Below are 11,301 nucleotides of genomic sequence, written 5' to 3'. Positions count from 1 at the left end.
CTTTTTAAAATTGTAGAATAGCGCGCCTCAGAGACGTGAACGCAGCGATGCAAACACATCGAAGAGGTTGAATTAACAAGTTAACAGCGCGTTAGTTCGAGGCGGTAAGTTGTAAAAGTTGCATCTGAAATCGATAAGTTCCGCGATAGCTCAGTTGGTAGAGCAAGTGACTGTTAATCACTGGGTCCCTGGTTCGAGTCCAGGTCGTGGAGCCAGATTTCAACATGTAGCTGTATCGGGGTATAGCGCAGTCCGGTAGCGCGCCTGCTTTGGGAGCAGGATGTCAGGAGTTCGAATCCCCTTACCCCGACCATTTTTGGGTCGTTAGCTCAGTTGGTAGAGCAGTTGGCTTTTAACCAATTGGTCGTAGGTTCGAATCCCACACGACCCACCATTTTTGGCCTCAGCAGCAATGCCGGGGCCGAATCTTATAGATCTGATGCCATTCGCATCAAATCGCAGACGGCTGGTTGAGGCGTCTTTAAAAGTTTCACCCGGGGTATAGCGCAGTCCGGTAGCGCGCCTGCTTTGGGAGCAGGATGTCAGGAGTTCGAATCCCCTTACCCCGACCATCTTCACAAAAAAGCCTGATTTAAGCCTTGTGCTCAGATCGGGCTTTTTTGCGTCTGCGTTTTGGTTGTTTATTCAATCGTATGTTGTCTGGCGAACACGTTCGCACTTATCAGACTACCTATAACTCCTGTCGGGTCCAGGGTTTCTGTTGGAGCGAGGCTTGCCCGCGAAGGACGTTAACGCGATGGTCCCTGACATACCGAGTCGGCTGGTTCGCGGGCAAGCCACGCTCCAACAAATCCCTTGTTTGCTGCTTGAACGCGCGGTGTCAGGGCCGCTGGGCGATTCCCTATCAAACAGTTAGTCACTGAAATGCGCTTTCTGTAGGAGCTGCCGAAGGCTGCGAAGCATTTTTCCTGACATACCGCCATCGCAGCCTTCGGCAGCTCCTACAGGTCCAGTGTTGCTGTGTGAGAGCCGACACTGGGCGATCTGCTTAAGAGGGACGCCCCCCCGTTCCGCGAGAAGCTGATTTTCAACGCGTTAAATTAATAGCGGAGGCCTAAGTCAATCCGCATCAGCACGTCTAAAATCAGGGTTCGTTGATATCTTCATTTCCCCGCTAAAGCAGTTCCCACGTGTCTACTCAGCGAACAATCACCACCGGGTAGCCATCCATGGGGTGTTCTTGAATGAGCACTTCGAGGCCAAACACCTCATGCAGCAAATGTGGCTGCAAGACTTCGGCAGGAGTGCCCAGCGCATGGATGCGCCCTTCGGCCAGCAATAGAAGCCGGTCGCAGTAGCGGGCCGCCAGATTCAGGTCGTGCAATACCAGCGCCACCGAGACGCCATCGGCAGCCAACTGGCGAATCCGTTGCAGAGAGGCGTGCTGGTGACGTGGGTCGAGAGCTGCGGTGGGTTCGTCCAGCAACAGGGTTTTGCCGGATGCCGCAGGCCAGAGCTGGGCGAGGGCGCGAGCCAGTTGCACCCTTTGGCGTTCGCCCCCGGACAGCTGCGTATACGTTCGTTGAGTCAGGTGTTCCAAAGCGCAGTGAGCCAGCACCTGCTCGACGATTTCGGCGTCGGCCTGGGCACCGCTGTCGTGTGGCAGGCGACCGAAACTCACCACTTGGTTCACCAGAAAGTCGAACTCCAGCGTGGACGTCTGCGGAAGCACGGTCATCTTCTGCGCCCGTTCGCGCCCCGTCCATTTACCCAGTGCTTGTCCTTCCAGCAGCACCTCGCCGGTACTCGGCGAAAGCTCCCCACTCATGGCGCCGAACAGGCTGCTTTTGCCCGCGCCATTAGGGCCGAGCACGCCCAGCACTTCACCTGCGACGAGGCTCAGATCGATATCGCGCAAGCGCCAGTTGTCACCGGTTTGCAGGCCAAGGCCAGAGACGCTGAGCATCAGATCCCCCGACGGATCAATAGATAAAGAAAAAACGGTGCGCCCAGCAAGGCCGTGACAATGCCCAGCGGTAATTCGGCTGGCGTCAGCAACATGCGCGCAATGGTATCTGCCAACAGCAACAAGCTTGCGCCGCCGAGCAGGGACGCGGGCAATAGCAGTCGATGATCAGGGCCTGCGAGCAACCGCAGCAAGTGCGGCACCACCAGCCCGATAAAACCGATCAGACCGGCAGCGGCCACCGCAGCGCCAACCCCCAGTGCGGTACAGAAAATCAGCTCGGCTTTGAGTCGCTCAACTTCGATGCCCAGATGGCGGGCTTCCGATTCACCCAACAACAACACGTTCAAGGCGGCAGCCCGGCGGGGTAACCAGGCGGCTACCGCGAGCACGATCAGCAGCAACGGCCAGAGGCGTGCATAACTGGCACCGTTGAGGCTGCCCAGGTTCCAGGAAGTCAGTTGCCGAAGTGTTGCATCATCGGCGAGATAGCCCAGTAACCCGATTAATGCAGCAGCCATGGCGGTGATTGCGATCCCGGCAAGCAGCATGATGCCGACCCGGGTCTGTCCGGCCCGGTAGCCGAGTCGGTAGACAATGGCCGTGACACCCAGCCCGCCAGCGAACGCGCACAGCGAAAGCAGGTAAGGCTGGAACCATGCAGGTGCGGCCATACCGCCCAGACAGATCGCAAACGCTGCGCCCAACGCCGCGCCTGTCGAGACGCCGATCAAACCCGGATCAGCCAAGGGATTACGGAACAGTGCCTGAATGGCCACGCCAGTGATTGCCAGCACCGCGCCCACGGCAATCCCCATCAGGGTACGGGGCAGGCGGATCTGACCGATGACCAGCACCGCCTGTTCGTCGGCGTCGACTGGCAAACCCGTTATGTGCGCCAACGCGCGCAAGGTATCCATCAATGCGAGGTTCAACGGGCCAAGCGTCAGAGACAGCAGCACGCTGACCAGCGTCAGCGCACCAAGGCCGATCAATAAGGGCCTAGCCTGGAGTCTAAGGCTCATGGTTTATGAGCGATCATCGGGGCGAGGGTTGGACGGAAAGACTTTGCCAGCGCTTCTGCGGCAGCGGGCAGGCGAGGACCCAGCCCGCCCACCAGCAGCGTGGCATCCAGTGGCAACAGATGGTTTTCACGCACTGCGCGGCTGCTGGCCAGACCGGGGTTTTGCGCAACTAATGCCTGCGCGGCAGCCGGGCCATTGATCCGCCGATCAGCGATGACAATGAACGCAGGGTTCAGTCCCAGCAGCATCTCACTGGACAATGGTTTGTAACCCTGGTGGGTAGCGATGTTGGTAGCACCTGCCTGGGTCAGCAACCATGAACCCAGTGTGTCCGATCCTGCTACCAGCGGTCGGTCGCCGGCTCCACCGATGACTAGCAGTACTCGTGGTGCCTGATCCTTGTTGGTCGCCAGCCGGGTGGAGAGGTTGTTCAGGCCGTCGCGAAACGCTGCAAATTCCGCCTGAGCCTGTTCTGGTTTACCCAGCCACGCACCCAGTTGCTTCAGGTTATTTTGCAGCGCCGGAAGTTCAGGTTTTGAGGACAGCATTTCGACCCGGACCGAAGCGCGGCGCAGTTGCTCCAGCACGGGGGGAGGTCCCATTTCCTCGCTGCCGACCAGCAAATCCGGACGCAGCGCCAGAATGCCTTCGGCGCTTAGCTGACGTTGATAGCCAATCTTTGGCATTTTTTCCAGGCTGGCAGGATGTTGGCTGGTCGTGTCGACGGCTACCAGTCGAGACTCTCCCCCCAGCTCGACGATCCACTCACTCACCGATCCTCCCGCAGATATCCAGCGCTGGGGCAACTCTGCTGCGTGGGTGGTCTGGGCCAATAGCCACAAGCCTGCCGCTGCAACGAGTGCTTTGGCAAAAGAGGAAGGGTGGGCTGCGAAGCGGCTCATGGCGATGTCCTTAAGGCATGACCCGGCGATGCGTTTATCAGCGTTCGCCAGGTTGGAGAATTCGAGAACCTATACTATCCGCAAATGACATTTTTTCTCATTAAGATGTCGTAACCTTTTTCCATTAGCAGCCAACTGGGCACATCGACTGCTCCGGGAAAAACACAGGACCTGTGTGCGATTCTATGTTGGCCTGCAAACACAAATCCGTGGGAGCGAATTCATTCGCGACGGGGCCTGTACATCCGCAACTGATGTATCGCTTGAAATGCCGCCTTCCCGAATGAATTCGGTCCTACCATTGATCTCGGTCAGCCCGGAGCGTTTAGCTTCAGTTCTACAAGATTCCGAAGCCGCAACTGTGCACAGCACCCGCCATCAGGGCGATTGCCGATAAGCAGGCGGCTGTCGAGTTTCTTCACGATCATTTCAACGATTGCCAGCCCCAGCCCTGCGCCGTTGCTGTGGCCGTTGCTGTAGAAGCGCTCCAGCAGGCGTGGTGCGTTCTCTTCGTCGATACCAGGCCCGCAATCTTCGACGCGCAACTCAGCCTGTCCGTCATGACTGCGGTCGAGAATGACGCGGATCTCGCTGTTGGCCGGGGCGAAGTTAAGCGCGTTGGTCAGCAGATTCTGAAAAGCGACGGTAATGGCTGCGGGGTCACTGCGTAGCCGGAAGTCTTCGATCCCATCGAACACCAGTTCAACCTTTTTCTCGGCCGCCAGTGGTGTCAGCTCTGCCAGTTCCTCACGTACCAGGCTGCCCAGGTCGAAGGTCAGCAATTCGTTGTGGTTAATCTTCGGCTCGAGTCGCGCCATGGTCAGCAACTGACTGGCGATGCGCGTCGCGCGGTCGACGCCATGCACCAGGTAATCCAGCGCTTCTTCGCGTTGCTCTGGCAATTGCGCCTGTTTGGCGTTCTGCGCGTGGATGCGCAGGATGGTCAGCGGGGTACGCAATTCATGAGCAGCGTCGGCGATGAAGCGTCGTTCCCGCTCCAGCAGATTTTCGATCTGGATTAGCAGCCGATTGAGTGCTGTCTGCATGGGTTCCAGCTCTTTTGGCAGTGGCGAGAGCGCCAAAGATTCAAGACTTTCCGGCTCACGGCGGCGGATGACACTGGCCATGAATTGCAAAGGGCGCAGACCCCAGCCGATAGCCAGCCAGATCGCCAGCGCCAGAAGGGGCACGCCAATCACTGTGGGCCACAGGGTATGACGGACAATGCGTTGAATCAGATCCTGACGCACGTCGTCGCGCTCGCCAACCCAGATCAACAGTCCTTGCTGTGCGTCGACCAGCAGGAAGCCACACCAGTCATTGCCGTCTTTGAGGAAGTCATGTGAGCCTTCGGTAACGGGCGGACCGTCCAGCTCCGGAGCCTCGGCGGACCGCACCAGCAGTTCCCCGGAGCTGCGCCAGATCTGGAACGTTAAACGGGTTTCATAAGGATGTGCGGCTTCACCGCCGCCCACTCGACTCATGGCTTCGTCGAAAGCCTGATACAGACGATTGAGGTCGGTTTCGCCTGGAGGCCGTTGGCGCAAAACGCCCTGCAGCAGGCGTGCACTTTGCGCCAACTGGGCGTCGTACACCTCTTCAATTTCATGGTGGCTGTCACGTAGCGACAACCAACTGATGGTCAGGTCGCCCATGAGTAACAGGAGCAACACGGGGATAAGTATGCGTGCGCGAACTGAGCTCATCACAGAGTCTCGATCCGGTAGCCGACACCGCGCACGGTGCGGATCAATTCTGCGGAGAGTTTCTTGCGCAGGTTGTGGATCAACACCTCCAGCGTGTTGCTCTCCACCTTGTCTTGCCAGCCGTACAGCGTCGACGACAGACGCTCACGGGTCACGACTTTGCCGGGCCTGATCATCAGTTGGTGAAGTAGTTGATACTCCATCGGTGTCATGGCGATTTCGATGCCGTTGAAACTGACTTGCTGGGTCGCGGGGTCAAGGCTGATGTGTCCATGTTCCAGCAACGGCTGCGCACGGCCCTGACTGCGGCGCAGCAGCGCGCGAACCCGAGCCTTGAGCTCATCCACATCGAACGGTTTGACCAGATAGTCATCAGCGCCAGCGTCCAGACCGGCGATGCGATCCGGCATGCCGTCGCGTGCAGTCAGGATCAGCACCGGCAAAGACTGTTGATCTGCGCGAATCTGGCGCAGCAAGACGATACCGTCCAGACGCGGCAAGCCAAGGTCGAGCAGCAGCAAATCAAAGCGTTCACTGCGCAGGGCGTGCAGTGCGCTCGCACCGTCCTGCAGCCAGTCCAGCGTATAGCCTTCACTGCCGAGGGCGACGCGGATGCCCTGGCCCACGGCGCGGTCATCTTCCACAAGGAGCAGTCGCATAAGGTTTCTCGTGTCGGTGTTTCGGCAGTTTGGGCGCACATCATGCCGTTGCGGCAATGGTTCGGGCAGAGCCTTGTGTCGAGGAAGATGTAACGGGCTGTTGCGTCCTAAGCTTTCGCTAAGCTTCGTTTCGCACAGTAGCGGCTCCTTAGTTCTTACGAGTGTCTGCCATGCGTAAAGTCCTGTTGCTGGTTCCCTTTCTGCTCGCCAGTCCACTGGCTCTTGCCGGTCCACAATGCACTACTGCCGAACGCTCTACCTGGCAGGATCAGGGCAAATTCCAGGAGCAACTCAAAGCTCAGGGTTACGAGATCAGCAAGTTCAAAGTCACTGACGGCAACTGCTACGAAATCTATGGCTTCGACAAAGACAAACGCAAAGTCGAGATCTACCACGATCCGGTCACCGGCAAAGCCGTGAAGACCGAGATCAAGGGCTGATGACTCGGCCGACCCTGCGCTTGTGGGACCCGCTGGTGCGGCTGTTCCACATTTCCCTGGCCGGTGTTTTCGTCGCTAACTACTTCTTCAATGAAGCCGGTGACGATTGGCATGTCTGGCTGGGTTACTACGCGGTAGCCTGGTTGGTGGCGCGGGTGGTGTGGGGTTTCATCGGACCGCGCAGTGCGCGCTGGTCCGATTTCTGGCCGACGCCTGCGCGTTTGCGTGCCCATGTTGGTTCGCTGCTCAGGCGTCAGCCGGAACATCGGCTGGGCCACTCGCCGCTGGGTGCGTTGGTCATGGTGCTGATGATGGCGATTGTTTTCGGCATCGGTCTCACGGGTTGGTTGATGACCGAAGTGGATGCCTTGTGGGGCGCAGACTGGCCTCAGCAGATTCATGAAACGCTGGCTGACGGCCTGGCGTTGGTGGTGTGCCTGCACATAGCGGCGGCACTGTTTGAGAGTTATCAGGTGAAGGACAACCTGCCGTTGTCAATGATCACCGGCCGACGTCGGCCTCTCGCCGACGAGCCACGTGATTGAGCCCAGACATTTTGCCTTCGCGATTGTGATCACTACCCATGCGACTGACTTCTTTCAATGTACCTGTCTTGAGTGCATGCCTTGCGCTCGCTCTGGTTTTTCTCGGCGCCTGGTTCAGCCATCCGCAGCACAGCTTGTCAGGTTTTGCGGTTGCTGCTGCGGTGCCGCCGGTTGCAGGCGCTACTGCTAAAGCCAGTTACAGCACACGCTTCGCTTCGTCTGACCTGGATGATTTTGTGCACTCTTCGGCGGTGACTGCATTGCCCGGTGGCGACCTGATGTCTGTATGGTTCGCGGGCTCTCGTGAAGGTGCGGGGGATGTGGAAATCCGCGCCTCGCGATTCGACGCACGCTCAGGCGAGTGGGGCGATGAGCAAGTGCTGGCGACCCGTCAGTCCACTCAGGAGGGCACCGGCAAATACATTCGCAAACTCGGTAACCCGGTGGTTGCCCTGGCACCGGACCAGCGCTTGTGGCTGTTCTATGTGTCTGTGTCGGTAGGCGGCTGGGCAGGCAGTTCGGTCAACGTGATGGTCTCCGAGGACATGGGCAAGAACTGGTCGCAGCCACGGCAATTGGTCACCTCGCCGTTTCTCAATATCAGCACCTTGGTGCGTGCCGCGCCGGTATTTCACGCCGACGGTTCGATCGGCCTGCCGGTTTACCACGAGTTTCTCGGCAAGTTCGCCGAATACCTGTACCTCAGCGCCAATGGTGATGTGATCGACAAATTCCGCATCAGCCGCGGCACGAACTCTCTGCAGCCAACCGTGGTGCCGCTGGATGGCAAGCGCGCGGTCGCGTTGCTTCGCTACGCCGGCAATACGCATCACAAAGTGCTCGCCAGCCGCACCGAAGATGGCGGTCAGACCTGGAGTGAACCGCTGCCCCTTGCGCCGAGTAATCCCAACTCTTCGCTGGCAGCTGTTGGTACGCGTGACCGCGGCCTGTTGGTTGCGCTGAATGACCTGCGCGACGGTCGTTTCAAATTGAGCCTGTACGGCACGGACGAGCAGATGGATCACTGGACTTCTCTGATCGATCTGGACAAGTCCCCCGATCCGCTGGGCAATCCATTTTCCTTTGAGGCCTACAAGGAAATCATCGGCGAAGGTTTCCGGGCCTCCAGTGGTGAGCGCCGTCATCCGTTGGAAGAGGCGTTTCTGAGCAACCTCGATCAGCGTGTGTGTTCACCTCAAGGCTGCGACTTTGAGTACGAATACCCGTACTTCATCCGCAGCCCTGAAGGCATCTATCACCTGGTGTATTCGTGGAATAACACCTTCATCAAACACGTCAGCTTCAATGAAGCCTGGCTGGCGGAGCAACTGCTGTGATCTCTCTGTGGCAAGCCCATCTGTTCTTCAGCCTGACGCTGTTCCTCGTGACGGCTTCGCTGGCGCCAAACCTGAAGGGGCGGCTACTCATTCTGGCGAGCGCTTCAGTGTTGAGTTTTGTCAGCCTCAATGGTCTTTCGCTCGCGGCCTACGTGCGCAGTTTTACTGATGACCTGGCGATCAGCACAACGATTGTTCTTGTCTGGTTCACGTTGCGGCGTCTGAACGTGAAACTGCCTGGCGTCGATCAACCCTACGCCGTTGTGGTGATGGTTTTTGCTGCGCTGGCATTGATCCTTTACCCGGCCACATTGGGCCTGACCTACAGCGATCCTTATCGTCTGGGCTTTAATCCGCGCCCGTTGATCATTGCTGTCGCGGTCCTCGCTTTTGGCTTGCTGTACCTGCGCAATGGCCTGGGTGTGGTGATGCTGGCAGGCGCGACACTGGCGTTCGCAGTGCGCAGCAAGCCTTCGGAAAACTATTGGGATTACCTGATCGACCCGCTTTTGGCGTTGTATTGCTGCGTGGCGCTGGTGGTGATGGTTGTGCATGGCATCTATCGTCGCTGGCCATTAAAACTATCAAACGGCAAGCCCGTTTCGGGCTTGTGAGTACAACGGTCAAGGGGATAAAAATGGGGTGGCTGCAATCACGGCGCTTGCTGTATTGGCTGGGCGTGACCGTGCTGTTTTTTGTGCTGCTGAGTGTGTTGCGGCTGGTGTTTTTCTTCGGGTTCTCCGGCGTTGATCCTGCCAGCCTGAGCACCGACACCACCGTCGCACAGACGCTGGGCATCGGCTTTCGTTTCGACTTGCGTCTGGCTTTGCTGTTGGCGTTGCCCCTCGTCGTGCTGCTGTGGATTCCTCGCTGGAACCTGCTGAACGTAAGCGCGGTGCGTTGGTTGGCGCGGGTGTATCTGGCCGTTGCATTGGCGCTGATCACCCTGATTTACATCGTCGATTTCGGTCATTACGCGTATCTGGGTGTGCGTATCAATGCCAGCGTCATGCGTTATCTGGACGACGCGCAAATTTCCCGGGACATGCTCTGGCAAACCTATCCGGTGCTGTGGATCACCGCCAGTTGGCTGGCCGGTATCGGGGGCATAATCGCGGCCTTTATCGGGCTGGAGCGGCTTACCCTTGAGCGTCAGGCCAAGCCGATCAGGCGTTGGTCCGTCGCGTTTGGCGCAGTGCTCGTGACGTTGGCCACGTTGTTGGGGCTGCTGGGCCGCGTTGAAAACCTTAATCTGGAAAACCCGGTCCCGCTGCGCTGGAGCGACGCGTTCTTCTCGGGTAACAGTCAGGTGGCCGCCTTGGGTTTGAACCCGGTGCTGTTCCTCTATGACACGCTCAAAGTCGGGCAGTCTCGTTACGACGAAGAAGCAGTACGTCGCCATTATCCGGTGGTCGCTGATTATCTGGGTGTCGATAAGCCCGATCTGCAAAGCCTGACCTTCAAGCGTCAGCAGGATGTACAGCCATACAACGTGGCTGCCACGCGGCCGCCGAACGTGGTGTTCGTGATGCTTGAGTCCTTGGGCACCAGTGCCGTGGGGGCATACGGTAATCCGCTCAACCCGACCCCAAATCTGGATCGGCTGGCTCAGCAAAGCTGGTTCTTCCGGCATTTCTATGTGCCCGTGACGGGAACTGCCAAAACTGTATGGGCAAGCATTACCGGAGTCCCCGATGTGACCCGTCAGGAAACCGCGACCCGACACCCGATGCTGACCCGGCAAAACACACTGATCAACGACTTCAAGGGCTACGAGAAGCTGTACATGATTGGTGGCAACTCCGGTTGGGCCAACATGAATGCTCTGATCCGCCGCAGCATCGTCGACATTCGACTCTATGACGAGCGTGACTGGCATTCGCCTGTGGTGGATGTCTGGGGGATTTCCGATCTGGATCTGTTCAAGGAAGGCGACCGAATCCTGCGTGCGCTGCCCAAGGACAAGCCGTTCTTCGCCTATTTGCAGACGGCAGGCAATCACCGGCCGTTTACCATTCCCAAGGAAAACGACGGTTTTGAAGTCAGCAAACTGAGCCTTGAACAGGTACAGGCAGCGGGCTCGCGCAGCGTCGAGCAATACAACGCGGTGCGCTTGCTGGACTTCAATATCGGACGGCTGATGGACCTGGCCAAGGCGGGCGGCTACTACGAGAACACGATTTTTGTCCTGTTTGGCGACCACAACACCCGTATTAGCCAGATCCCGCATATGCCTCCGGCCTTTGAACAGTTAGGCCTGGAGAGCAACAACGTGCCGATGTTGATTCACGCACCAGGCTTGATAGGGACTAAAAAGGTTGAGGAGGCGGTCGGGTTGGCGGACTTGTTGCCCACCGTGGCAGGCATGGCGGGCATCGCGTTCAGCAACGGCGCCATGGGCCGGGATATCCAGCAGCCTGCGCCGGAAGGTGAACGTGTCGTGCCGTTGGTACTGCGCGAAGGTACATTCCCGTTGATCGGTGGCGTGACCCGGCACTTTTTACTGCAAATGGAACACGACGGAACCTCGCCGACGCTGCACGACCTGGCCTCGGCAACCCCGTTGGAAGACGTTGCCGGTCAGCATCCGGAGGAATTCAGTCGCTTGCGTGCGTTGACCCTCGGGCTGCATGAAAGCGCTCGAATGATGTTGTACCGGAATGTGCAGTGAGCCTGGGCCGTGGCTATGTCATCGCTTACTCACTGCAATTCGATTGCTTGAACTGCAATGCATTTACCAGTGGGAGCTGGGCTTGCCCG

At 58.3% G+C, this 11,301-nt stretch carries 10 protein-coding genes and 4 tRNA genes; 9 read left to right on the top strand and 5 right to left on the bottom strand.

All coding sequences use genetic code 11. The features are described from left to right. Nucleotides 1-139 precede the first annotated feature (139 nt). The 4 genes from EE949_RS03450 (at nt 140) to EE949_RS03435 (ending at nt 572) form a co-directional block, all read left to right on the top strand. Nucleotides 140-215: transfer RNA gene (locus tag EE949_RS03450), tRNA-Asn, on the top strand. 21 nt (nt 216-236) lie between these two features. Beyond that, nucleotides 237-313: transfer RNA gene (locus EE949_RS03445), tRNA-Pro, on the top strand. 5 nt (nt 314-318) lie between these two features. Next, a tRNA-Lys gene (locus EE949_RS03440) sits at nt 319-394 on the top strand. A 101-nt stretch (nt 395-495) separates the two neighbouring features. Beyond that, nucleotides 496-572: transfer RNA gene (locus EE949_RS03435), tRNA-Pro, on the top strand. 587 nt (nt 573-1,159) lie between these two features. Here EE949_RS03435 and EE949_RS03430 read toward each other — a convergent pair. The 5 genes from EE949_RS03430 to EE949_RS03410 all read right to left on the bottom strand — a co-directional run bounded on the left by EE949_RS03430 (nt 1,160) and on the right by EE949_RS03410 (nt 6,219). Next, a complete protein-coding gene (locus tag EE949_RS03430; RefSeq protein WP_122662902.1) occupies nt 1,160-1,927 on the bottom strand; it encodes a heme ABC transporter ATP-binding protein in 768 nt (255 codons plus the stop codon). Beyond that, nucleotides 1,927-2,952 carry a FecCD family ABC transporter permease gene (locus EE949_RS03425; RefSeq protein ID WP_122662900.1) on the bottom strand — a complete coding sequence of 342 codons (1,026 nt, stop codon included), beginning with the start codon at nt 2,950-2,952 and terminating at the stop codon, nt 1,927-1,929. The genes EE949_RS03430 and EE949_RS03425 overlap by 1 nt, the downstream gene beginning before the upstream one ends. After that, complete coding sequence (locus tag EE949_RS03420) at nt 2,949-3,854, bottom strand: heme/hemin ABC transporter substrate-binding protein (protein WP_122662897.1); 906 nt, start codon at nt 3,852-3,854, stop codon at nt 2,949-2,951. The genes EE949_RS03425 and EE949_RS03420 overlap by 4 nt, the downstream gene beginning before the upstream one ends. A gap of 311 nt (nt 3,855-4,165) precedes the next feature. Then, a complete protein-coding gene (locus EE949_RS03415) occupies nt 4,166-5,560 on the bottom strand; it encodes an ATP-binding protein (protein WP_122662895.1) in 1,395 nt (464 codons plus the stop codon). Then, a complete protein-coding gene (locus tag EE949_RS03410) occupies nt 5,560-6,219 on the bottom strand; it encodes a response regulator (protein WP_122662894.1) in 660 nt (219 codons plus the stop codon). The genes EE949_RS03415 and EE949_RS03410 overlap by 1 nt, the downstream gene beginning before the upstream one ends. Nucleotides 6,220-6,389: 170 nt before the next feature. Between EE949_RS03410 and EE949_RS03405 the strand changes: the two genes are divergently transcribed. The 5 genes from EE949_RS03405 to EE949_RS03385 are packed head-to-tail and all read left to right on the top strand — an operon-like array spanning nt 6,390 to nt 11,212. Continuing rightward, complete coding sequence (locus tag EE949_RS03405) at nt 6,390-6,659, top strand: PepSY domain-containing protein (protein ID WP_027900126.1); 270 nt, start codon at nt 6,390-6,392, stop codon at nt 6,657-6,659. Then, the gene (locus tag EE949_RS03400; RefSeq protein ID WP_122662892.1) at nt 6,659-7,204 is read left to right on the top strand and encodes a cytochrome b/b6 domain-containing protein; all 546 of its coding nucleotides are present in this window, start codon (nt 6,659-6,661) and stop codon (nt 7,202-7,204) included. Before EE949_RS03405 ends, EE949_RS03400 begins: the two co-directional genes overlap by 1 nt. A gap of 38 nt (nt 7,205-7,242) precedes the next feature. After that, on the top strand, nt 7,243-8,541 hold the full coding sequence (locus EE949_RS03395) for a sialidase family protein (RefSeq protein WP_122662890.1): 1,299 nt from the start codon (nt 7,243-7,245) through the stop codon (nt 8,539-8,541). After that, complete coding sequence (locus EE949_RS03390) at nt 8,538-9,155, top strand: hypothetical protein (protein ID WP_122662888.1); 618 nt, start codon at nt 8,538-8,540, stop codon at nt 9,153-9,155. The genes EE949_RS03395 and EE949_RS03390 overlap by 4 nt, the downstream gene beginning before the upstream one ends. A 23-nt stretch (nt 9,156-9,178) precedes the next feature. Further along, nucleotides 9,179-11,212: an LTA synthase family protein gene (locus EE949_RS03385; RefSeq protein WP_122662886.1), complete on the top strand. Its 2,034-nt coding sequence runs from the start codon at nt 9,179-9,181 to the stop codon at nt 11,210-11,212. The last annotated feature ends 89 nt before the right edge of the window (nt 11,213-11,301 follow it).

The sequence above is a fragment of the Pseudomonas viridiflava genome, assembly GCF_900602065.1.
GTDB lineage: Bacteria > Pseudomonadota > Gammaproteobacteria > Pseudomonadales > Pseudomonadaceae > Aquipseudomonas.
Note: the sequence above shows the minus strand (reverse complement) of the source record. Positions and strands in the feature narration are given on the sequence as shown.